The organism is Streptococcus sp. NLN76, assembly GCF_015686645.1.
Lineage (GTDB): Bacteria > Bacillota > Bacilli > Lactobacillales > Streptococcaceae > Streptococcus.
This window is the reverse complement of record NZ_JADPMS010000012.1, coordinates 1-22134: the sequence shown is the minus strand read 5'-3', so window position 1 is coordinate 22134 and position 22134 is coordinate 1. Positions and strand designations below refer to the sequence as shown.

At 44.4% G+C, this 22134-nt stretch carries 20 protein-coding genes; 4 read left to right on the top strand and 16 right to left on the bottom strand.

What is annotated here, in order from left to right; genetic code table 11:
* Positions 1-40 precede the first annotated feature (40 nt).
* Positions 41-574 carry an SLOG family protein gene (locus I1A59_RS03550; protein ID WP_196091442.1) on the bottom strand — a complete coding sequence of 178 codons (534 nt, stop codon included), beginning with the start codon at positions 572-574 and terminating at the stop codon, positions 41-43.
* A 66-nt stretch (positions 575-640) separates the two neighbouring features.
* Between I1A59_RS03550 and recU the strand changes: the two genes are divergently transcribed.
* Both recU and pbp1a read left to right on the top strand, forming a co-directional pair.
* Entirely contained in the window at positions 641-1240 is a 600-nt protein-coding gene (recU, locus tag I1A59_RS03545) for a Holliday junction resolvase RecU (RefSeq protein WP_196091441.1), read from the top strand.
* Complete coding sequence (gene pbp1a / locus I1A59_RS03540) at positions 1237-3447, top strand: penicillin-binding protein PBP1A (protein ID WP_196091440.1); 2211 nt, start codon at positions 1237-1239, stop codon at positions 3445-3447. The genes recU and pbp1a overlap by 4 nt, the downstream gene beginning before the upstream one ends.
* A 230-nt stretch (positions 3448-3677) precedes the next feature.
* On the opposite strand, the gene nadE is transcribed toward pbp1a, so the two are convergent.
* The 11 genes from nadE to rsmH all read right to left on the bottom strand — a co-directional run bounded on the left by nadE (position 3678) and on the right by rsmH (position 15036).
* Positions 3678-4502 carry an ammonia-dependent NAD(+) synthetase gene (gene nadE / locus I1A59_RS03535; RefSeq protein ID WP_196091439.1) on the bottom strand — a complete coding sequence of 275 codons (825 nt, stop codon included), beginning with the start codon at positions 4500-4502 and terminating at the stop codon, positions 3678-3680.
* Positions 4499-5959, bottom strand: coding sequence for a nicotinate phosphoribosyltransferase (locus tag I1A59_RS03530; protein WP_196091438.1), 1461 nt, complete (start codon positions 5957-5959; stop codon positions 4499-4501). The genes nadE and I1A59_RS03530 overlap by 4 nt, the downstream gene beginning before the upstream one ends.
* A 162-nt stretch (positions 5960-6121) precedes the next feature.
* Positions 6122-7033 carry a thioredoxin-disulfide reductase gene (gene trxB, locus I1A59_RS03525; RefSeq protein WP_196091437.1) on the bottom strand — a complete coding sequence of 304 codons (912 nt, stop codon included), beginning with the start codon at positions 7031-7033 and terminating at the stop codon, positions 6122-6124.
* Positions 7034-7111: 78 nt separating this feature from the next.
* Positions 7112-7303: a DUF4059 family protein gene (locus I1A59_RS03520; protein WP_196091436.1), complete on the bottom strand. Its 192-nt coding sequence runs from the start codon at positions 7301-7303 to the stop codon at positions 7112-7114.
* Positions 7304-7317: 14 nt separating this feature from the next.
* Positions 7318-8061, bottom strand: a complete 744-nt coding sequence (locus I1A59_RS03515) for an amino acid ABC transporter ATP-binding protein (RefSeq protein WP_196091435.1) — start codon at positions 8059-8061, stop codon at positions 7318-7320.
* Between the two features lie 10 nt (positions 8062-8071).
* Positions 8072-8830: an amino acid ABC transporter permease gene (locus I1A59_RS03510; protein ID WP_196091434.1), complete on the bottom strand. Its 759-nt coding sequence runs from the start codon at positions 8828-8830 to the stop codon at positions 8072-8074.
* 16 nt (positions 8831-8846) lie between these two features.
* The gene (locus I1A59_RS03505; protein WP_196091433.1) at positions 8847-10187 is read right to left on the bottom strand and encodes a DEAD/DEAH box helicase; all 1341 of its coding nucleotides are present in this window, start codon (positions 10185-10187) and stop codon (positions 8847-8849) included.
* Positions 10188-10508: 321 nt separating this feature from the next.
* Complete coding sequence (gene mraY, locus I1A59_RS03500; RefSeq protein WP_196091432.1) at positions 10509-11501, bottom strand: phospho-N-acetylmuramoyl-pentapeptide-transferase; 993 nt, start codon at positions 11499-11501, stop codon at positions 10509-10511.
* Position 11502: 1 nt separating this feature from the next.
* Positions 11503-13770: a penicillin-binding protein PBP2X gene (gene pbp2X, locus I1A59_RS03495; RefSeq protein ID WP_196091431.1), complete on the bottom strand. Its 2268-nt coding sequence runs from the start codon at positions 13768-13770 to the stop codon at positions 11503-11505.
* Positions 13767-14078, bottom strand: a complete 312-nt coding sequence (ftsL, locus tag I1A59_RS03490) for a cell division protein FtsL (RefSeq protein WP_196091430.1) — start codon at positions 14076-14078, stop codon at positions 13767-13769. The genes pbp2X and ftsL overlap by 4 nt, the downstream gene beginning before the upstream one ends.
* Before the next feature lie 10 nt (positions 14079-14088).
* Positions 14089-15036: a 16S rRNA (cytosine(1402)-N(4))-methyltransferase RsmH gene (gene rsmH, locus I1A59_RS03485; RefSeq protein ID WP_196091429.1), complete on the bottom strand. Its 948-nt coding sequence runs from the start codon at positions 15034-15036 to the stop codon at positions 14089-14091.
* A gap of 130 nt (positions 15037-15166) precedes the next feature.
* Here rsmH and I1A59_RS03480 point away from each other — a divergent pair, with 130 nt between their 5' ends.
* A complete protein-coding gene (locus tag I1A59_RS03480) occupies positions 15167-16522 on the top strand; it encodes a potassium transporter TrkG (protein ID WP_196091428.1) in 1356 nt (451 codons plus the stop codon).
* Positions 16523-16533: 11 nt separating this feature from the next.
* Complete coding sequence (locus I1A59_RS03475; protein ID WP_196091427.1) at positions 16534-17205, top strand: TrkA family potassium uptake protein; 672 nt, start codon at positions 16534-16536, stop codon at positions 17203-17205.
* A gap of 146 nt (positions 17206-17351) precedes the next feature.
* Here the strand turns inward: I1A59_RS03475 and I1A59_RS03470 are convergent, their stop codons facing one another.
* From I1A59_RS03470 to glyQ, 4 genes are all read right to left on the bottom strand, one after another.
* Positions 17352-18194 carry an aldo/keto reductase gene (locus I1A59_RS03470; protein ID WP_196091426.1) on the bottom strand — a complete coding sequence of 281 codons (843 nt, stop codon included), beginning with the start codon at positions 18192-18194 and terminating at the stop codon, positions 17352-17354.
* A 112-nt stretch (positions 18195-18306) separates the two neighbouring features.
* Positions 18307-18567 (bottom strand): DUF896 family protein, encoded by a 261-nt coding sequence (locus I1A59_RS03465; RefSeq protein WP_196091425.1) that lies wholly within the window; start codon positions 18565-18567, stop codon positions 18307-18309.
* Positions 18568-18575: 8 nt separating this feature from the next.
* Entirely contained in the window at positions 18576-20600 is a 2025-nt protein-coding gene (gene glyS / locus I1A59_RS03460; protein WP_196091424.1) for a glycine--tRNA ligase subunit beta, read from the bottom strand.
* Position 20601: 1 nt separating this feature from the next.
* Positions 20602-21516 carry a glycine--tRNA ligase subunit alpha gene (gene glyQ, locus I1A59_RS03455; RefSeq protein WP_196091423.1) on the bottom strand — a complete coding sequence of 305 codons (915 nt, stop codon included), beginning with the start codon at positions 21514-21516 and terminating at the stop codon, positions 20602-20604.
* Positions 21517-22134 lie beyond the last annotated feature (618 nt).

Here is a 22134-nt window from a genome sequence, read left to right as displayed (position 1 = left end):
AAGTCTAATTATATAAAATATTTTGTAAGTTTAGCAAGGGCTAGCCATTATCTTTTGAAAAATTTTCCGCTTCTTCGTTTAATTCGGAAAAACCCAGCAATTGTAAGGGGATTCCTTTTTCTTGGGTTGCAATCCTCAAATAGTTGAGGTTAGTTGGATTTTCCTCATCATATAATAGTAAAACTTCTCGGGCATGCCTTAGCAGAAGTTCTTGGTAAGCCTTGAGCTGTCCCGGATTTTCATAGGTTTCATATGCCGCGGCAACATAATCTAGACCTTTAAAACGCTCTAAGACTGCTTGATTGGCTTCGTTCCAATTTTTTCCTTGATCTTGAAAAAGAAAAACACAAGCCATCTGAAAATCGTAACCTTCAGCTCGAAGTTCTTCCAAAACATCAAGTGACCAGGCATCGAAACCAAGTTGACCACGAAAAACAATATAATCAATGCCTTCTTCAAGGTAGCGACGATAGGTGCGCTTAAGAAGACTTTTAAGGATTGGAAGACGTGCATCTTTGGTACCAAAAATGCCCAGTTCAAAACTGGTGTAACCTGCTGCTAATAATGTCGCCATTTTAAAACAGTTCCTCTTTCTAAAGTGTGGTATAATGGTTGGGTGTAATGTTGCAAAAGGAGGCTTATGGTTCAGTATCCGTCCAAACTTGCAAGACAGACCCGTTCAGGCCTGCCTCGGTCCCAAAAGAAGAGGACCAATTTTGCCAACCGGGGAATGTCTTTCGAAAACATGCTTAATGAAACCAATTCCTATTATCTCACAAAAGGGCTAGCTGTGATTCATAAAAAACCGACGCCAGTGCAAATTGTCCGGGTGGACTATCCCCAGCGAAGCCGCGCTAAAATTGTAGAGGCTTATTTTAGACAAGCGTCTACTACGGATTACTCTGGAGTTTATAGGGGCTATTACCTCGACTTTGAAGCCAAGGAAACGCGGCAGAAAACAGGTATGCCTTTGAAAAATTTCCACGCCCACCAGATTGAGCATATGGGACAGGTCTTGGAACAGGAGGGAATTTGCTTTGCTTTGCTCCACTTTTCAACATTGCAGGAGACCTATCTGCTTCCGGCAGAAGCTCTCATACGAAGCTTCCAAGATAATTGGAAGTCTCTTCCTATAGAGTTTATTCGGGAACATGGCTACTCGATTTCTTTGGGGGCCTTCCCTAGCGTACCCTATTTGGAAATCATCGAAGAACATTTAATAGGTGGTAAGTCTAAATGAAGAATTTTTCATGGCCGAGACTAGGCAAGTTTCTTGTCCTCGGAATGCTATCGCTCTTCTTGGCATTGGTTGCCTTGGGGGGAGCGGTTTTCCTTTATTTTGCAATCACATCCCCAACCTTGTCTGAGGAACAATTGATTGCGACAACTTCCTCCAAAATCTATGACAATCAAAACAACTTGATTGCAGATTTGGGTTCGGAGAAACGAGAGAATGCTTCGCCGGAAGAAATTCCAGTCGAATTGGTCAATGCCATCGTATCCATTGAGGACCATCGCTTCTTTGACCACCGTGGCTTGGATGCCATTCGGATTGCGGGAGCAGCCCTCAATAACTTGACAAGCAGTGGAACGCAGGGAGGATCAACCCTAACACAGCAATTAATCAAGCTGACCTATTTCTCTACCGCTGCATCTGACCAGACTTTGAGCCGGAAGGCACGGGAGGCTTGGCTAGCTATGCAACTGGAGCAACAAGTGACCAAGCAGGAAATCCTAACCTACTACATCAACAAGGTCTATATGTCCAACGGAAATTACGGAATGAAGACGGCCGCTCAAAGTTACTATGGAAAAGATCTCCGTGACTTGAGTTTACCACAATTGGCTCTCTTGGCTGGAATGCCTCAGGCACCTAACCAATACGATCCATACACCAATCCCGAAGCAGCCCTAGAACGTCGGAATTTGGTCTTGCGTGAGATGAAGGACATGAATTACGTCTCCGCTGAACAATATGAGCAAGCCATCAACACACCAATTACCGATGGTCTTCAAAGTCTCCGCAGGACTGAAAGCTACCCAGCTTACTTGGATAACTACCTCAAACAGGTAATTGAACAAGTTGAAACGGAAACAGGTAAAAACTTGTTAACAACTGGTATGGAAGTCTACACCAACGTTGATATTGAAGCTCAACAGCAATTGTGGAATATCTATAATACCTATGATTACGTTGCCTATCCAGATGATGAAATGCAGGTTGCATCAACCATCGTGGATGTAACAAATGGACGCGTTGTTGCCCAACTCGGTGGTCGAAACCAATCCAACAACGTTTCATTCGGAACCAACCAAGCGGTTGAAACCAATCGTGACTTTGGTTCCTCTATGAAGCCTATCACTGATTATGCACCTGCAATCGAAAATGGTATCTATGATTCAACAGGAACTTACGTTTACGATACCCCTTATAACTACCCTGGCACTAACACACCGGTTTACGACTATGACCGCCGTTATCTAGGAACGATTACGCTTCAATATGCTATCCAAGACTCACGGAACGTACCGGCTGTCCGGGCCTTGGAAGCTGTCGGTCTTGAAGACTCCCTTCAATTCCTCAATGGTTTAGGAATCAACTATCCTGATATGGTTTATGCCAACGCCATCTCAAGTAACACCACGATTTCAGATCGTCAATACGGGGCTAGTTCTGAGAAAATGGCTGCAGCCTATGCTGCATTTGCTAACGGCGGAACCTACTATAAACCGCAATATGTCAATCGTGTGGTTTACCAAGATGGAACTTCCCAAGACTTAACAGATAAAGGAAATCGGGCTATGTCTGAACAAACAGCTTACATGGTTACCGATATGCTCAAAACTGTTTTAACGCATAATACTGGTAGAAACGCAGCAATCGCTGGTCTCTACCAAGCAGGTAAGACCGGTACCTCCAACTACGGAGATGACGAGGTCCCTTTGCTGACTCGATCTACCGCTGGTTCTTACATTGCTGCACCGGATGAACTGTTTGTAGGATACACACCACAATACGCCATGGCAGTCTGGACCGGTTACAATAACCGCTTCACACCAGTCCTCGATAGTGGTATTGACGTTGCGACTAGCGTTTACCGGAACATGATGGCCTACCTCCATCCAAACGGAAATGAGGACTTCCCAATGCCAAGCGGTCTCTATCGCAGCGGAAGTTATGTCTTCAAAAACGGAGCAGATACTTCAAATGCTGCTCGAGGTGCACGCCAAGTTCCAAACAACACCAATACCAACCGTTATGATGACGAAGACGATGAGGATACCTATTTACCATCAAGCTCTAGTAGCACTATCCCATCTTCCACTGAAGATGGAACACTTCCTTCATCTAGTTTCGATACAAGCTTCCCTAATCCCAACCTACCATCTTCAAGTGAAGGAAACGGGGCCAACAACACGGGAAGAAATCAATTCGGTTTTGAGTAGTAATGAGTAATCCCAGCGACTTATCGCTGGGATTTTTTCAGCAGATACTCAAAAAGCTCAAGTTTCGCATTAACTTGAGCTTTTTTAAATTACACTGAACTAATTTCAAAATTAGAATACTTTCGAAATTTCAAAAAAATAACAAGGAAAGCCGATGAGGCGTGCATGCACGCAATCAATAAGTCGATCAAAGAGGCTTGACAAAGTCAAATTTTGAAATTCAATGAGTATTACTTCCAAAAGTCATCAAATACTGTAATCGGGAGATGGCGTTTATGTTGGGCTTTGAACCAGAGTTCTTCAATTCGAGCTTGGTCTTGAGCTAAAACACTTTTCCCTTCTAAATAATCATCAATTGTTTGATAGGAAACTCCTAACGCTTGTTCATCGGACAAGAGCGGTTTCTCTTCTTCCAGATCTGCAGTCGGTACTTTTTCGTAAAGAGCAGCTGGCGCTTGCAAGGTTTGCAAGAGTTGACGACCCTGGCGTTTATTAAGTCGATACAGGGGGAGGATATCGGCGGCACCGTCTCCAAACTTGGTGAAGAAGCCTGTTAAATTCTCTGCCGCATGATCTGTACCAATCACAGCCCCTTGTTGCGCACCTGCAATGGCATACTGAACCTGCATCCGGGCTCTAGCCTTGATGTTGCCTTTATTAAAATCGGAAATACTTTGGCCTGCAAACTCTAAGCTTGCAACCAAAGCATCTACACTTTCTTTGATATTCACAGTTACAACTTGGTCTGCTTGGATAAAATCAAGTGCTGCTTGCGCATCCGCTTCATCTAGTTGTTGACCGTAAGGAAGACGTACAGCAATAAATTGATAGTTGGGATCACCCGTCTCCAATCGTAACTCTTCCATAGCCATTTGTGCCAAGCGACCCGCCAAGGTGGAGTCCTGTCCACCCGAGATACCAAGGACATAGGTTTTCAAGAAGGGATGTTTCTCCATGTATTCCTTGAGCAATTCAATACTTCTGCGGATCTCTGCCTGAGCATCAATTGCGGACTTTACTCCAAGAGCCTGAATAATTTCTGCTTGTAAGCTCATGCATCTACTCCTTCTTCCATAGCTTGACGGCGAACCTTTTCAATCAGTTCCATTTTGTTTTCCCAAACGTCTCGGGCCAAATCTACTGGATAATCCTGTGGATTAAGAACGCGTTTGTACTCATCCCAGAGTTTGTCAAAAGCTGTACGCGCATGAGCCTGAATATCCACCAAATTCGGAGACTGGTAAATCTGTACTCCATCTTCAAAAATTGTTTTTAAAAGAGGAACTGCTTGGAAATCCTTGACTCGTTTGTTGATATAGGTATAGGTAGGGTGGAACATTTCCAATTCAGGTAACTGATTCACATCCTGATCCGCAAAGGAAATGTAATCTCCTTCGGATTTTCCCTTACTGCCACTGGTAATTCGCCAAACCTGTTTCTTACCTGGAGTGGATACCTTTTCCGCATTGCTTGACAATTTAATGGTATCCCGCATTTGTCCCTGGTCATCTTCAATAGAGACAATTTTGTAGACTGCACCTAGTGCAGGCTGGTCGTAAGCTGTAATTAACTTGGTCCCGACACCCCAGACATCAATTTTAGCCTTTTGCATCTTGAGGTTAAGAATCGTCGTCTCATCCAAATCATTCGATGCGTAAATTTTCGCCTCGATAAAACCTGCATCATCTAGCTGCTGGCGGACTTTTTTTGAAATATAAGCAATATCACCCGAATCAATCCGGACACCTAAGAAGTTGATTCGATCTCCCATTTCCTTGGCGACACGAATCGCCGCAGGCACACCTAGCCGCAGTGTATCATAGGTATCTACTAAGAATACACAGTCACGATGGGTTTTTGCGTAAGCTTTAAAAGCTTGGTAGTCATTGCCGTATACTTGAACCAGTGAATGGGCGTGGGTCCCTGCCACGGGGATCGCAAACCGTTTCCCAGCCCGGATATTACTGGTTCCAGATGCCCCTCCAATAAATGCGGCCCGGGTTCCCCAAATGGCCGCATCCATCTCTTGAGCCCGACGGGTACCAAATTCTAGCAGCGGCTCATCCCCGATAACAGACTTAATCCGTGCAGCCTTGGTTGCAATCAAGGTTTGGTAGTTAATGATATTTAAGAGGGCTGTTTCCACCAACTGACACTGTGCTAGTTCTCCTTCAATCTGCATCAAGGGCTCGTTCGCAAACACCAGATCCCCTTCTTGCATGGACCGAACGGTTAAGGTTAACCGGAAATTCTTAAGGTAGGCTAGAAAGTCCTCCTGGTATCCCTGATCACGTAGATAACTTAAATCTGATTCAGTAAAGCGGAAATCCCGGAGGTATTGAATTACCCGTTCCAAACCAGCAAAAACAGCGTAACCATTCTTAAATGGTAATTTCCGGAAATACAATTCAAAAACGGAGTGTTTTTGGTGAATACCTTGTTCAAAATAAACCTGCATCATATTGATCTGATACAGATCTGTATGCAAGGTCAAACTATCATCTGGATACATATTGACTCCTTCAAAAATACTAGTCCTATTATACCACATGAAGGAAGCTGTAAAAAGCTAGGAATTGATGGTAGATTTCACTGCTTTCACAGTGTTTTCATTATGGACGTTTATTCTAGAATCTACATAACAAAAAAGGCTGAGACAAACCCAGCCTAATCATTATAATTCTGAAATATATTTATAGACCTGCTGACCAGCCATTGCTCCATCGCCAACAGCTGTGGTAATTTGCCGAAGGTCTTTTTGACGAATATCGCCAATGGCATAAATACCATCTACTTTGGTTTTCATCTCGTGATTGGTTGGAATCCATCCGTTTTCGTCCGTGATCCCTAAATCAGATACAAATTCACTAACAGCATCTAAACCAACATAGATGAAAACAGCTCCAAAAGCCTCTTCTGTCACTGTTCCGGTCTTAAGATTTTCAAGTACAACGCTTTGAACCTTCCGGTCATCGCCTTTTATTTCCTTGACCACAGTATCCCAAATAAAATGGATTTTTTCGTTTGCAAAGGCCCGATCCTGTAGAATTTTCTGGGCTCGAAGTTCATCCCGACGATGAACGATGGTCACTGTTTTTCCCATCTGAGTAAGGAAGAGGGCCTCTTCCACAGCCGAATCACCTCCACCAACAACCAAAATATCCTCATCACGGAAGAAGGCTCCGTCACAGACTGCACAATAGGAAACTCCGCGACTATTGTACTCTGCTTCACCTGGCACCCCCAACTGACGATGGGAAGAACCAGTAGCAACAACGACTGTCTTAGCTTGGAAATCCCCAGAGTCTGTATGGACTACCTTGTAGTCTCCTTTATCCTCAACAGATTGAACCCAGCCAAAAATATATTCCACGCCAAATCCTTCCAAAGGTTGGAACATGTGATCGGCTAATTCTGGACCAGAAATCTTAGCAAAACCTGGATAATTCTCAATATCTGCGGTATTATTCATTTGCCCGCCTGGAATCCCGCGTTCCAAGAGCGCAACCTTCAAATTACCACGTGCGGCATAAAGGGCAGCAGTCATTCCAGCCGGCCCGGCCCCAATAATCAGTGTGTCATACATAGATTTTCTCCTCTTGTAGCTTTTACTGTCATTATAGTCCCATCTCCTAGCAATTTCAAGAAATCCGTTTCAAGAAGATCAGAGCACAATCAATAAGGCCATCACTGCAAAGGAAAAAATCGGAATCACTAAACAAGAGGCAATAAAGACCTCATGCCTCATTTCTCGTTTACTCCGTCCCTTTCCCAATCCACGAAAGTAGAAGAACAAGGTCAGAACCAAAGTCCCGACCGTTGTAATCAATAAGCTCTGAAAGTAGAGCCTCATCATCTCCGCCAGCATCCTCAAACCTCATCTCTACGATAATTGGCCAAGAAGACCTTGGTCCGCTCCTGCTTAGGATGATGGAAAATTTCGTCTGGTGTACCCTCTTCGATAATTTTTCCTTTTTCTAAGAATAAAACTCGATCGGCTACTTGCTCGACAAAGGCCATATCGTGACTGACCAAAATCATGGTTTGCCCGTCATCCGCGGCCTGGCTAATAGCCTTCTCCACCTCACGAACCAACTCAGGGTCTAAGGCAGATGTTGGCTCATCCAGTAATAAAACACTTGGTTTCATGGCTAGGGCGCGAGCCAAACCAACCCGTTGCTTCTGGCCTCCTGACAATTGTTTTGGATACTGGTCCACCTTGTCAGCCAGCCCCACTTTGGTCAACTCTTTTAAGGCCAAATCCTTGGCTTTAGGTACAGGCATTTTTTTCACCTGAACCAGCCCCTCCATAACATTTTCTAACACTGTACGTCTAGAAAAGAGATTAAACTGTTGGAAAACCATAGACAGTTGTTGCCGCAAGGCCAAGATATCTTCCTTACTTGCAGTCTTCACATCCAACACTTTATCTTCTACTTGAATGGTACCGGCATCAGCGGTTTCTAAAAAATTGAGACTCCGAAGAAAGGTTGACTTACCAGCCCCTGAAGAACCAATCAAGGCAATCACTTCCCCCTTCTGTATCGTCACATCCAGCTTATCTAAAACCACTTGTTTACCGAATTTTTTGCTTAAACCTGTAACTGAAATCATCTGAGGCCTCCTATTCATCACCAATGGCTAGGCGGCGTTCCCACCAACGGCCAAATTGCTCAATCAAGATGCTGACAGCCCAATACACAAGGGAAACGGAAATAAAACGCTCAAAGTAGCGGTAATCAGTTCCTCCCAAGATTTGAGCTTGGGCAAAAATCTCAACTACCCCCGCATTGAAGGCCAAAGAGGTTCCCTTCGTTAAGCCAATCAAATTATTTATCAAGGTTGGCAGTGCAATAACAGCGGCATTCGGAAAAACAACACGACGGTAGACTTGACTTTCTGTCATACCCAAACTCCGCGCCGCTTCCATCTCTCCAGGATCTACTGCAAGAATTGCAGCACGAATGGTCTCACTGGCATAGGCAGCTTCATTAAAAGCGAAGGCCACCACTGCAAAAACGACTGCAGGAATCGCATTGATATTCCAATCGGTTCCCAGACTCTGGTTCAAAGCTTTCAAAAGAAGTGGAATTCCATAATAGGTTAACATTAACTGAACCAAAATCGGTGTTCCCCGCAAAAAGCTAACAAAAACTGCTTGAACGGGGTAAAGAATCCGCACGCGTCGGATCTTGACTAAAGCAAAAAGTACTGCTAAGAGCAGGCCAAAGATAGAACCCGCGAGGGTCAAGCCCAAGGTAATCGGCAGCCGCTCTAAAATCCGAGGTAGACCATCAAAAACTGCTCGTACACTAAAGAGTTGCCCATCAGGCAAACGATTCATCAAATTTTCATAAAAACTAATTCCTAGATTCGGGATCATACATTACCTCATATTCCTAAAAGGTCTGACGCTTAGCCTTCCGTTCTGCACGGCCCTGAGCACGGCGTTCAGCCCGTTTGGTTTTTCTGCGTTTTTCGTTGACCGCCCACTGAATCTTTTTCTTGTAGCCTGGCTTGATTTTCTTTTTCTTTTTCTTAACCAAACCAATCATTTCAGTGTCGAGTTTTTCTCGTTTTTTCTCCCTTTGGGCCCGTCGGTCCCGGTCATAGGTGTCGACAAAAGCTCCGTCTTTCATTTCTTTTGGAAGGAAGGAAATCCCCATTTTCTCCAAATCCCGAATGGCCGAGTCATCCTGCGGAGAATAAAGGGTTATAGCGGTTCCAGCCAAGCCATTTCGGCCTGTACGACCTACACGGTGAACAAAGAATGATAAATCTTGAGGAATGGCATCATTAATCACATGACTAACTCCTTCAATATCAATTCCACGTGCTGCGAGGTCTGTTGCCACTACATAGGTATATTCCAAATTTTTCACCTGGTTCATGGTCCGCTTACGTTCCCGAGGCGGAATATCTCCGTGGATACGAGCAACTTTCAAGCCCTGCTCCTGGAGATATGCATAAAGTTCCTCTGCCCGGCCCTTTGTATTAACAAAAATCATGGCCAAGTAAGGCTGAATCATTTGAGTCATTCGGTAAATTAACGCATTGCGGTCACGACCTTTGGTTGAAACCAACCAATTCTCAATGGTATCTGCGATAACCGTCTTGGTAGCAATCTGCTCTATAACTGGTTGTTGCAAATATTTTTTCAGGAAAGGTTGCAACTTTTGCGGAATGGTCGCAGAAAATACCAAGATTTGGACATCCTTAGGTAGACGTGAAGCAATCTGGTCAACCGTCTCTAGGAAACCCATATCCAAAGTCATATCCGCTTCATCTACCACAAAGGTCTGAGTCCGATGAATATCCAGATCACCACTGGCCACCAAGTCGTTGACTCGACCTGGTGTTCCAATCACAATATGGGGTTGGCTTTTAGATAGACGTTCAATTTGTCGGGCCTTATCTGTCCCACCAACATAATTAGCTAGGCGAACAGAAAAGGGTGCGTAGCTCGCCAGCTGCTTACAGGCTTGATAGATTTGGTCCGCTAGCTCTCGACTAGGAGCCGTAATGACCGCTTGTGTATAGGGCAGATCCTCTAACTTTTGGAAAATAGGGAGCAAGAAAGTGTGGGTCTTCCCAGACCCTGTTTTCGATTCTCCTACTAGATCCTTCCCACTCAAGACAACCGGAATTAATTTTTCCTGTACTTCTGTTGGTTTCTGAAAGTTGATTGCCTTCAGGGCTTGCTGAAGAAAGTCCTTAAATTGAAAATCTGTAAATTTCATGCGTCACATCCTTTTTTAACTTCTTACTATTATACCACATTGGAAAAAGGAAGAAGGCTGGAAAAATCCATTACAGCTAGACTTGTTCACAAAAAAGGAACACCACGTAAAAATTGGGCTGGAAAATTAATCATACTCGAAACAGTTCGAAATCTGAAAAGGCAATCCGATGAAGACAGAACTGAGGGTTCGGCGAAGAGGATTAACACATTCAGATTTTGAAATGTAATGAGTATCAATTCCACACGTATGTTCCCAAAAATATCAAAAAAAGATTCTCCGCAAACTAGACCTAAACCAGTTCTGGAAGAATCTTTTTCATTACAAGTAAAGAATAGCTAGTGCTAAAAGCGAAGTTAAGAGCCCCAGTCCCCATAGGAAGAAGTCAACCTTCCATTCAGACCATGCTGGCCCATGACCAGAAAGGCCACCTAACTCTAGGTGGTGATGGAAAGGAGTCATGCGGAAAATACGACGCCCTTCCCCATATTTTCTACGAGTATACTTAAAGTAAGCCACTTGCAACATTACAGATGCCGTTTCAATGACATAGACCAAACCAATCAATAAAAGGGTCCACTCCTGGTGCAGGGCCATAGAAATCGCCGCCAGCATACCACCAAGGGTTAGACTACCGACATCCCCCATAAAGACTTTAGCCGGCTTGCGGTTAAAGAGGAAGAATCCAAGAAGACCACCAATCATCGAAGCAATAATCAAGAGGATATCCCATTGTTGTTGCATGTAGGCAATCACACCATAGGCAGAAATCGAGATTACCACCGAGATACTCGATAAACCGTCAATCCCATCGGTCAAATTGACTGCATTGGAAAATCCAACCAACCAGAAAAGAACAAAAGGTAGGTACAATATCCCTAAAGGCAATGGATACCCGAAGAGATTCAAGGTCCCCATATGATTGTCTGCAAAGAAGAAAAACAAAACCCCACCTATCAATTGCAAGAGTAGCTTCTGACGTGGATTCAACCCTTCATTAATCCGGCGAAAAACTTTCAAGAAGTCATCCAAAAAACCAACTAAGCCATATAAAACTAGGATTAGCAAAACCATCCCAGCATTGGCTGTCCAATTATCAGACCAAATCAAGCTAAGAAAGGCTACGAGACTGCCTACTAGAAGAAAAACAATCCCCCCCATCGTAGGTGTCCCCGCTTTGGCCTGATGTTGTTTAACATCTTCATGCATTTGCTGACCAGAAATCTTGGCCTTGTTATAGGTTCGAATGAAGACTGGCATCAATAGAACCGTCAGTAAAAAAGAAATCATACTGACAAAGAGTTCGGTATTCATATTATTCTCCCAAGGTCACTCTAATTTTTTTGACTTTTTTCAATTGTGTGTTTGGATCTACATTTTGACGAACCACATGGTTACCTGAACCACGAATATCCATCTCGATGCCCATCCATTCCCCGAATTGTTGAATCATCACTGGACTCCACCCATAGAAATCAGGAACTTCTTCAAAACTATTGGTTAAAATCAAGACTTGTTGATTAGCCTTAAGCTTGTTTCCTGTATTGGCAGATAGCTTACGAATAGACGTTCCTGTCCCTAAAATAATCGGTTGCACTACATTCTGCCGGAGGGTATCCGCTAGATTCCCTGGTGTCACATCCGTAGTATCTGGCATCTCGTAGGTAAATTCCTTAGTGATTTGATCCAATACCGGGCTCGTTTCTGTCAGATTTAGTGTATCTTTCATGGCTATCGCTTCTTCTAAGACCGGATTAACAATATCCCGCCACATCAATGGGTCAAAAGTCTCGGGTTCCGCTGTGGCCACATACATGATAAAGTCAGGGTCTTCAGCAGAGGACATGGCCACTACCGAGTTCATATAGGTCCCCTCAAGGTACCCCGTTCCATCCTCTTTAGCAATTTCGGCCGTACCTGATTTCACCGCGATATTCTGACCACCAGCCTGAATAATGGGTCCTTGCAAACTCAAGTCCGAAGAATAGCGATCATACAAGGTTCCATAAAAGGGATCGCTCCCAACTGTTACCATATAGTCCCGAGTCTGACTAGCAGCCTTTTGTGATACCGGATTCCCCATAATTTCTACTGATCCCTTTCGGGCTGCATCTTTATTTTCATCATAAATGGCAGAAATAAATTTCGGTTCCAACATGACCCCGTCATTGGCAATGGCTGAAAAAGCGCGAAGCAATTGCACCTGGGTCACAGAAATCCCCTGTCCAAAGGAGGACATGGCAATCGAAACAACATTATCCGCTGGTAAGAGGCCAGAGGATTCATTCCCCATTCCAAAACGAGTAGGGACTCCGAAACGGAAACGGGACAAATAATCCAACCACTTGTCATCTCCCATCTTCTGTTCCAACTGGACCATCCCGACGTTAGAGGAGTATGCAAAACCTTGAGCAAAGCTCATAACCTGACCAGTAGAGGTTCCATTATTAACCGACCAGTCCCGAATCGTGGCATCAATGACCTTCAACTCCGTATTGTCGAAAAGTTCATTAGCTGGGAAGTTGTTGTCGTCTATAGCTGCCGCCAAGGTCATGACCTTCATAGTTGACCCTGGCTCGTAGTTGCTCTGATAAAGAGAGGAGGACCAAGTGAAGTTTTCATCATCCAAACCTTCCTTGGTATCCGGATTAAAGGTTGGTCTCTGAGTCGTCGCCAGAATCTCACCCGTTTTAGCCGAAATCAACGTTGCAGTAGCCCACTTTCCTTTGGTTCGTTCTTGAAAGGTATCCATCCGAGTTTCCAGGTAAGTCTGAAGGTTGGCTGACAAAGTAGTATAAACATCTTGTCCATCCACACGCTTACTTTCAACCTTTTCTGTTCCTGGAATAATGCTTCCGGTACGGTTTTTCTCATAGGTGGTCACTCCGTCTGTCCCAGCAAGGGTACTGTTCATCGACGCTTCCAGACCGGTATTTCCCACCAAAGTCTTGCTACCGTCTTCATGTTCAGTCAACTGAGCCAGTCCAATAAATTGAGAAGCAAAATTTCCATTCGGATAACTTCGGCTAGGGCTAGTTGAAAAGTCAATCCCCTTAATGCCGGCTTCTTCCGCTGCCTGCTTGATCTCCGTCATGGTCCCATAGGACAAATTATTCCCTTTGCTCCCAAAAGAAACCTGCCGTAAGCCCTCTTGACTGAGCTGCTTGCGTACATAGTCAGGTTCCATCTCTAGATATCTCTCAAATAGATCTGCCACCAGCTGGTACTGATCCGTATCCACATACAACTTCTCCCCTTTGGCTGAAGTGTATTCTTTATCAATCACAGCAAAGACATTATAGGTAGTAGAATCTTCCGCAATCGGAATCCCATTTCGATCATAAATGGTCCCCCTTTTAGCCGGATTAACTCGAACTTCTTGGTGTACCCGTCTGGCCGCTTCTGATAAGTCCACGCCAAACTTCGTGTCCGTACCAATGATAACCGCAAAGTTAATCAAAAAAACAAAGAACAGAAAGACCGTTAAAACACTGAGCTGCTTCCCAACCCGTTGCCGATTTTCCGTTGTCGATTTGCGCGCCTTCAAGATTGAGTGACGCCAATTCTTCCACAGTCGTCTCATGGTTTATCCGCCGTTACTAAATTATCGTTTTTCACAGACATTCCTTGCTCTTCCGCCAATTTTTGGAAGCGTTCATAGCGGCTCAACTCATTGACCTGTTGCTTGGCCTCGGTGATTTCCGTTTGCTTCCGTTCTACTTGAGAATTTAAAGTGGCCAAGTCCCGCTCTACTTGCAGAATCTGAGTCTGTAAAAAGACTGTTGCAATAGCGACAATCACCGTCGTCGCTACAATGGTACCGTAAAATAGTTTTTCAAGTCTGCTCAAGGGACGACGAAAGCGCCCCCCGGGCCGGTTATCCTGGGGCATAGCTAGCTCCTTATTTAACACGTTCAATGACTCGTAGCTTGGCTGAATGAGCCCGGTTGTTCGCTTCCAATTCTTCCTTGGACGGCAAAATAGGCTTCCGATGTACCAAGCGATAGTCTGCTTGCAATTGGTCTGGTAAAAGTGGAATCCCTTTAGGGACTTCTAGCGTCGAAGCCTCTTTAAATAGAACTTTAGTAAGTCGATCTTCCAAGGAATGGAAGGTGATGACTGATATTCGTCCACCTGGTTTGATCATCTCCAAAGCCTGGTCCAGGGAGGTCTCCGCAGCCCCTAATTCATCATTCACTTCTATTCGAATAGCTTGGAAAATTTGCTTGGCCGGATGACCTTTTTTCTTAAGTTCCTTTGCCGGCTTGGCAGATTTAATAATTTCCGCTAGTTGCGTAGTCGTATCGATTGGTGCTAATCTCCGTGCACTTTCGATTTTCCGCGCCACTTGTTTTGAAAATTTATCTTCCCCATACTTAAAGAAAATACGTACTAAATCTTCGTAAGGATAATCATTGACCACTTGATGGGCTGTCAATGAAGCCGATTGATCCATCCGCATGTCGAGAGGAGCATCTTGCTTGTATGAAAAACCACGCTCCCGCTGGTCTAGTTGGGGACTAGAAACTCCTAAATCATAACAGATTCCATCGATAGCAGTCACTCCATGCTGAGCTAAGGCAAGCTGTAGGTTTCGGAAGTTATCCTCAATAAAAGTCACCATGCCACGCTCCACATAGGGAGCCAGACGTACCTTAGCATGATCAATGGCATTCCGGTCCTGGTCGAAGGCATACAAATGGCCTTGGTCACTTAATTGTGACAACAAGTATTCACTATGCCCCGCCCCCCCCAAGGTCGCATCCACATAGATACCGTCGGGTTTAACTGCAAGAGAATCAACTGTCTCCCTTAATAATACTGTTACATGATGGAATTCTTTTTTCATATCCAAACTATTATACCGCAAAGCCGGTCCATTTTCAAAAATCACCTTTGCTGGAATCTGACTTCACTTGAAACAGGAATGTAAAAATATGATAGAATAAACACAGCATTTCAAAAGGATGATCGAGCTTATGTATCGTTTTTTATCCAAGCAACCACCGGCCAGACGAATTTTTATTAGCTTCGCCCTGGTCAGTTTTATCGGGTCGCTTGCTCTCAGTCTGCCTATGGTGCAGACTCCCTATTCCATGGCCACCTATTTTGACCACCTCTTTATGGCTGTGTCCATGGTCTGCGTGACGGGACTATCTGTCGTTCCTTTGTCAGAGACCTACAATATCTGGGGGCAAATCATTGCCATGATCCTGATTCAAATTGGCGGTCTTGGTTTTATTAGTTTTATAGGTCTCTTCTACATGCGTTCGCAACAGAAGCTGAGTTACTCCAACCGAGCGGCGATTCAGGAAAGTACGAGTTATAGTCAACCCCAATCCATGAAATCTTTCTTGAAATCAGTGTTTCTCATTACTTTCTTACTTGAGGGTATCGGAACATTCTTATTGAGTTTTCGCTTTGTGCCTCTGCTGGGATTCTGGGACGGGCTCTTCACTTCGCTTTTCCTATCCGTATCGGCCTTCTGTAATGCCGGCTTTGACAATTTAGGCCGATCCAGTCTGATTCAATACCAGATTGATCCTTTGGTCATTCTGACCATCTCCTTTTTGATTATTACAGGGGGATTAGGATTCTCAGTTTGGTTTGACTTACGGACCAACTGGCGAGAAAAACACCGTTTTAAACGCCTTCGCTTTCACACTAAGGTAGTTCTCCTCTATAATCTCTTACTTTTGGCGATTGGGACCATTACAACCTTGATTACTGAATACAACAACCCGGCTATTCTTGGTGAATATGATTTCGGAAATAGCCTACTGGTGGCTTTCTTCCAAAGTGTGACTGTTCGAACAGCTGGTTTTTCAACCGTTGACTTTACTCAGATGCGACCGTCGACCATCATCGTTCTAGTTCATCAGATGTTTATCGGTGGGGCACCCGGAGGGACTGCTGGTGGTATCAAAATCACGACTTTTTTGGTTTTACTGGCCTTTGCGCGTTCAGAAATTTTGGGGTTACCTCATGTGAATTTCTGGAAAAGAACTATTTCACCAAAGACTGTTCAGAAGTCATTCATCATACTCATGGTCTACTTCGTGGCTTTGATGTCTAGTCTGGCTCTCCTCTCATATTTTGATGGAGATAGTCACCGATTCTTATATGTCATGATGGAGGCTGTATCAGCCCTATCCACGGTCGGTGTAAGTGCCAACTTGACTTCTTCCCTCAACCACGCTTGCTTGACCATTATTATGCTGTTGATGTTTATGGGACGAATTGGTCCGCTCACTCTTCTAATTTCATTTGCAGACCATACACCAAGTCGTAAATCGACTTTGAAATATGCAAAAGCCAATCTTCTGGTTGGTTAGAAAGGAATACCATGGCAAGACCTACCATAGGTGTCCTGGGCCTTGGAGTCTTTGGACGCAGTATTGTCAATACCCTTAGTAATTTTGATTGTGATATTATCGCAGTTGATGATCATGAGGAAGCCATTAACCATTACGAAGCAATTTTAACGCATGGCGTTGTTGGGGATTTTACCGACTTCGAACTCCTCCAAGCCGCAGGCATTGATACCTGCGACACAGTTGTCGTAGCAACCGGTCAACACTTGGAATCGAGCGTACTAGCCGTCATGCACTGTAAGAACCTTGGAGTTGAAAAAGTCATCGCCAAAGTTAAAAGCAAAACCACGCGTCAAGTCTTGGAAAAAATTGGAGCTGATCGGGTTATCTCACCCGAACGCGAAACCGGGGTTTCCCTGGCCAAGCACATTCTCCATCGGGAAACCACAGATATTATACAGCTGGACAAGGATGTTTCCATTATTGAGTTTTACCCGCCTCAGCGCTGGATTGGAAAAAGTCTCAGCCAGCTAGAGTTACGCCGCAACTACAAACTTAATATCATCGGTTTTCGTGAACAAAGAGACTCCAACCTCAATATTCATGTCTCAGCCGACTATGTCTTCAAGGAAGGAGAATTGCTGATGGCTGTAACAGAAAGTGAACTCGTCGATAACTTCGAATCTCTGATTTCCCGACTTTAACATGATATAGTCTTTTAGTTTGCTTTTAGTACAAGGCAGCGAGTCGCAGGCAGCACTAAAGTACGGCAAGACGAGCTAACACAGTAATAAAAGATAAACTAAAAGAGTATAAAAAGGCAGATTTTCCAATCTGCCTTTTCTCTTATCTAAAAATCAACTTGATCCGGATCCAACTGCCCCTTAACACCTTGCAGTTTGTCTAAAACTTCAACTGCATGAGGGTCAATTTGAAGTCCTTCAATCGCTAGATTCGCCTGAATATTCTCTGGACTGGTTGATTTTGGAAGGGGAACAAAACCCTTATCCAATGACCAAGCCAAAGCTAACTGGGCTAGGCTTAAGCCTGCTTCACGCGCCAATGTCGCAGCTTCTTCATTCTCAAACAAAGTCCCCGTTCCGAAAGGACTGTAGGCTTCCAGTTGAATTCCCTTGTCTTGGCAGTAGGCTACCAAGTCCTTTTGTGGAGTTCCAGGAGCAAGCATAACCTGATTCACTTGAGGTGCAACTTCCGCTGTCTCTAACAGAGCTTCCAAATGATGAATCATGAAGTTAGACACACCAATCGCCTTGATTTTTCCTTCACGATAAAGAGACTCCAGCGCCTTCCACACTTGAGCATTCCGCTCCTGCCATGGTAACTGTTCTCGACTTGCAGCTGGATTGGGCCAATGAATCAAAACCAAATCAATATAGTCCAAACCAAGTTTTTCCATGGATTCTTCGAGAGAAGCACGAGTGTCCTCAACCCCTATCTTGTCATTCCAAACTTTGGTGGTTACAAAAATATCTTGACGATCTAAGTCGCTCTGTGCGAGAGCTTGCCCGACACTGGCCTCATTCCCATAGATCTGAGCCGTATCAATATGACGATAACCAGCTTCCAAGGCATAGGCAACTGATTGGACAGCTAATTCCCCTTCCGGAATTTGCCAAGTACCAAAACCAATCTTGGGAATCTGAACACCATTTGACAGAGTATAGACTTCCATCTCATTTCCTCCTTTATTTTTCCTATATCCACTATAGCAAAATCTGCTTCCAATTTCCAAGAATATGAGAAAGAGACCAGGAAAATCCTGGTCTCTGACACTCTACTTTTACTTAGGCTTCCCCGTCGTCTTCCAAATGACGGCCATGCAAGCCTTTTTCTTTTTGAATTTGTTTCAATTTGTCCGGCGTTACATCGTTGCCATCTTCGTCCACCAGCTTAATCCCCTCAATATGGGCCTGCAGGCTGCGACGATAGCCATGAATATATTCCTTGCGAAGAGCTGCCTGCTCTTCCAATTCCGCCTCCGTTAGACCAACTTCTTTTTTCTTTTTGGCCAACTCATTGATGCGTTGAATTTTTGAATCTTCCATTTTTTCTCCTATTTCGTTTGAAGCAAGGTAAAGTGGGCGAGACGGCTAGCTTTTTGGCGTAAACGAGCCAAAAGGGCTAGGCGGTTGGCACGGACAGCAAGATCATCTGCCATGACCATGTTGTTCTCAAAGAAAGCGGCAATCAGTGGAGCCAAAGCAAAGAGCTCCTGCATATTTACGGTCATATCCTCAGACCAGGATAGGTTATCCACTGCATCCGCTAGAGCTTTCTCTGAGTCAGACTCTAAGAGACTGCTGTCTACTTCCACTTCCTCGGTTTTTTCTGCAAGGTTAAAGACACGCGAAAGGTTTTCAACAGCTTCTTTGAAGCCTTCTGATTGAGCTGCTTGCGCTAGAGCTTTTGCTGCTAAAAGACGAGAAGAAACCTTGAATTGGCTATTGGCCAAAACTGCTCGAACAATGTCCTTATTGATAGACGCATCCATCATTTTTTCAATACGAGCGTTAAAGAAGTCCAACACTTCGTCCTTATGCTGGTACCATTGATTTTCGTAGAAGGCATCTTGGAGATCCTGCAAATCCAAATCCCAACCAAAGGCATCCAAAATCCGCACAATCCCCTGAGTTGCCCGACGTAGAGCATAAGGGTCATTGGAACCACTTGGAATCAATCCAGCAGTAAAGAAGGAGAGCAAGGTATCCATCTTATCTGCCACAGCCAAGACAGCTCCAACTCGACTTTCTGGTAGTGCACCCTCACTGGAATTTGGCAAGTAGTGTTCCCGAATGGCTTGGGCTACAGCTGGTTTTTCACCTGCAAGAAGAGCATATTTCTCACCCATAATTCCTTGTAATTCATCAAATTCACCAACCATACCTGTCAAGAGGTCAAATTTATAGATTTGAGCTGCGCGTGCGAGATCTTCCTTCTCTTCTTCCGTCAACCCAACTTGATCGGCCAAGTAGGCTGCAATATGAGCTGTCCGCTCCATATGTTCTGCAAGACTTCCAATTTTCTCATGGAAGGTCACCTTGGCCAATTTAGGAAGCAGGTCTTCGATGGCCAACTTCTGATCTTCTTTCCAGAAAAATTCCCCATCTTCCAAACGAGCGACCAATACTTTTTCATTCCCCTTAATTATATTGGCCAAATGCTCCGCATTTCCGTTTCGAACAGAAACAAAGTGCGGCAAGAGGTTCCCATCCTGATCCCGAACAACAAAATAGCGTTGATGCGCCTTCATAGACGTTACCAAAACTTCTTCCGGCAATTCTAAGTATTTAGGATCAAAGGAACCAAGAAAGGCTGTTGGGTATTCAACCAAGTTAAGAACCTCATTCAAAAGGGCTGCATCAATCTCTACCCGAACCCCATTAGCCTGCTCCAAATCCACGATTTGATCGAGAATCATTTGAGTCCGTTCTGCTGGGTCTGCAATCACAAAGGCTTGACGCAAATCCGCTTCGTAACTATCCGCTGACGCTAGGCTGACTTCCTGTCCCAAGAAGCGATGTCCACGGCTGATACGACCCGATTCTAAATTCAAGAAACGAGCTTCAAGCAACTGATCATCCACCAAGAGGGTCAAGGTATGAACCGGACGGATATAATCAAAAGTGTAGTTGGCCCAATGCATGCTGACAGGGAAAGTCATGGCTTCCAAAGTTTCTGTCAGATTTGGGAGAATTTCTTCCGCAGCCTGGCCTTTTTCCTCTTTGGTAACATAGACATACTCTTCCCCCTTGATTTCCTCAAAGCGAATCGCGTCTGTTGTCAACCCTTTCCCTCGAACAAATCCCTCTGCGGCTTTCGTAAAATGACCGTCAGCGTCTAGGGCAATTTTCTTACTTGGTCCTTTGAAATCTTCGACCAGGTCCGTCTGGCGGTCTGCCAAGCCCTTAACCCGTACTGCCAAACGGCGGGGTGTTGAAAATGTTTCAATTTTTTCAAAATCCAAACGATGAGCTTTCAAAAAGTCTGCCACGCGCTGACCTAATTGATCCATGCTCCGTGTCACAAGATAGGCTGGCATCTCCTCTAAACCGAGTTCAAGCAAAACTGTCTTTGTCATCTTAATCCTCCTCCGCTAGCAATTCTTGACGGCTGGCTTCATCCAATAAAGGATAGCCCAAACGCTTGCGCTCCGCCACAAATGTCTTCGCAACTTCTCGAGCCAAATTCCGAATCCGCGCAATATAACCAGCCCGCTCTGTAACGGAAACCGCTCCACGCGCATCCAAAAGGTTAAAGGTGTGGGAACACTTCAACACATAATCATAGGCAGGGTGAACCAAATCGGCTTCCAAAGCTGCTTGCGCTTCCGCTTCAAACTGATTAAAGTTGTCCAACAGCATCTCCTGATTGCTCAACTCAAAACTATATTTTGAATGCTCAAACTCAGGTTGGTTAAAGATTTCACCATACTTAACACCGGCTGTCCACTCAATATCATAAACAGAATCCACTTCCTGGATATAAGAAGCCAAACGCTCCAACCCATAAGTAACCTCAGCGGTCACCGGTTGAGTCGCCAAACCACCCACCTGTTGGAAGTAGGTGAACTGGGTGATTTCCATCCCATCCAACCAAACTTCCCATCCAAGACCTGCAGAACCCGTTGAAGGATTTTCCCAGTTATCCTCCACAAAACGAATGTCATGTTCCAAAGGATTAATTCCCAGAACCTCCAAGGATTGCAAATACAATTCTTGAATATTACTTGGACTTGGTTTCATCACCACTTGGAATTGGTGATGTTGATAAAGGCGGTTTGGATTCTCCCCGTAACGACCATCCGCTGGACGACGAGAAGGCTCCACATAAGCCGCATTCCAAGGCTCAGGCCCAATCGCCCGCAAGAAGGTATAAGGACTCATAGTCCCCGCCCCTTTTTCATTATCATAGGCCTGCATCAACAAACAGCCTTGATCACTCCAAAACTGTTGCAAGGTTAAAATAATTTCTTGAAAAGTTAGTTTCTTTGCCATATAGACCTGCTTTCTATTTTTTCCATCAATACTCTTTTAGTTTATCTTTTATTACTGTGTTAGCTCGTCTTGCCGTACTTCAGTACCGTCTACGACTCACTGCCTTGTACTAAAAGTAAACTAATACTCATTACAAATATTTCCAGCTAATCAAAAAGAACCGCATTTCACACCCCTGTCCTCGGACAAGGGGCGTCGAAACGCGGTTCCACCCTATTTTTGCTTATTAAGCCTTCATTCTTTTTTAACTGGTAAAAAGGGCCACTTATTCCTCTCCTATTCGGCTTCCACCATCCCGAACTCGCTTTCTACTCTTTACATTTTAAAATCTGATTTCGTTAATCTTCTTTGGTGAACTCCAGTTCAACCTTCATCAGATTGCCTTATCAGATTTCAAACTGTTTTGAGTATCAGTCGATAAGAATAATCAATCTTTTCAGTGCTTATTGTAACAAAAAGGAATGAGGGAGTCAAGGAGGCGAACGGGATGGCACGACAAACGCATGAAGAAAACTCCCTATTGAAAATTTTCAGTAACCGATAAATATTCGTAAAAACGCCCTCTTAAGCCTATAATTAGCTTAGGAGGGCGTTTTTATGGATGTTATGATTTCATAT

Bases quoted from the DNA above. Each gene is read 5' to 3' on its own strand.
- I1A59_RS03480 (WP_196091428.1), top strand. From the start codon at position 15,167: ATGTATCGTTTTTTATCCAAGCAACCACCGGCCAGACGAATTTTTATT.
- glyS (WP_196091424.1), bottom strand. From the start codon at position 20,600: ATGACAAAGACAGTTTTGCTTGAACTCGGTTTAGAGGAGATGCCAGCC.
- I1A59_RS03470 (WP_196091426.1), bottom strand. From the start codon at position 18,194: ATGGAAGTCTATACTCTGTCAAATGGTGTTCAGATTCCCAAGATTGGT.
- ftsL (WP_196091430.1), bottom strand. From the start codon at position 14,078: ATGCCCCAGGATAACCGGCCCGGGGGGCGCTTTCGTCGTCCCTTGAGC.
- trxB (WP_196091437.1), bottom strand. From the start codon at position 7,033: ATGTATGACACACTGATTATTGGGGCCGGGCCGGCTGGAATGACTGCT.
- I1A59_RS03475 (WP_196091427.1), top strand. From the start codon at position 16,534: ATGGCAAGACCTACCATAGGTGTCCTGGGCCTTGGAGTCTTTGGACGC.
- I1A59_RS03510 (WP_196091434.1), bottom strand. From the start codon at position 8,830: ATGATCCCGAATCTAGGAATTAGTTTTTATGAAAATTTGATGAATCGT.
- nadE (WP_196091439.1), bottom strand. From the start codon at position 4,502: ATGAGCTTACAAGCAGAAATTATTCAGGCTCTTGGAGTAAAGTCCGCA.
- recU (WP_196091441.1), top strand. From the start codon at position 641: ATGGTTCAGTATCCGTCCAAACTTGCAAGACAGACCCGTTCAGGCCTG.
- I1A59_RS03515 (WP_196091435.1), bottom strand. From the start codon at position 8,061: ATGATTTCAGTTACAGGTTTAAGCAAAAAATTCGGTAAACAAGTGGTT.
- rsmH (WP_196091429.1), bottom strand. From the start codon at position 15,036: ATGAAAAAAGAATTCCATCATGTAACAGTATTATTAAGGGAGACAGTT.
- pbp2X (WP_196091431.1), bottom strand. From the start codon at position 13,770: ATGAGACGACTGTGGAAGAATTGGCGTCACTCAATCTTGAAGGCGCGC.
- I1A59_RS03520 (WP_196091436.1), bottom strand. From the start codon at position 7,303: ATGATGAGGCTCTACTTTCAGAGCTTATTGATTACAACGGTCGGGACT.
- I1A59_RS03550 (WP_196091442.1), bottom strand. From the start codon at position 574: ATGGCGACATTATTAGCAGCAGGTTACACCAGTTTTGAACTGGGCATT.
- I1A59_RS03465 (WP_196091425.1), bottom strand. From the start codon at position 18,567: ATGGAAGATTCAAAAATTCAACGCATCAATGAGTTGGCCAAAAAGAAA.
- I1A59_RS03530 (WP_196091438.1), bottom strand. From the start codon at position 5,959: ATGTATCCAGATGATAGTTTGACCTTGCATACAGATCTGTATCAGATC.
- mraY (WP_196091432.1), bottom strand. From the start codon at position 11,501: ATGAATACCGAACTCTTTGTCAGTATGATTTCTTTTTTACTGACGGTT.
- glyQ (WP_196091423.1), bottom strand. From the start codon at position 21,516: ATGGCAAAGAAACTAACTTTTCAAGAAATTATTTTAACCTTGCAACAG.
- I1A59_RS03505 (WP_196091433.1), bottom strand. From the start codon at position 10,187: ATGAAATTTACAGATTTTCAATTTAAGGACTTTCTTCAGCAAGCCCTG.
- pbp1a (WP_196091440.1), top strand. From the start codon at position 1,237: ATGAAGAATTTTTCATGGCCGAGACTAGGCAAGTTTCTTGTCCTCGGA.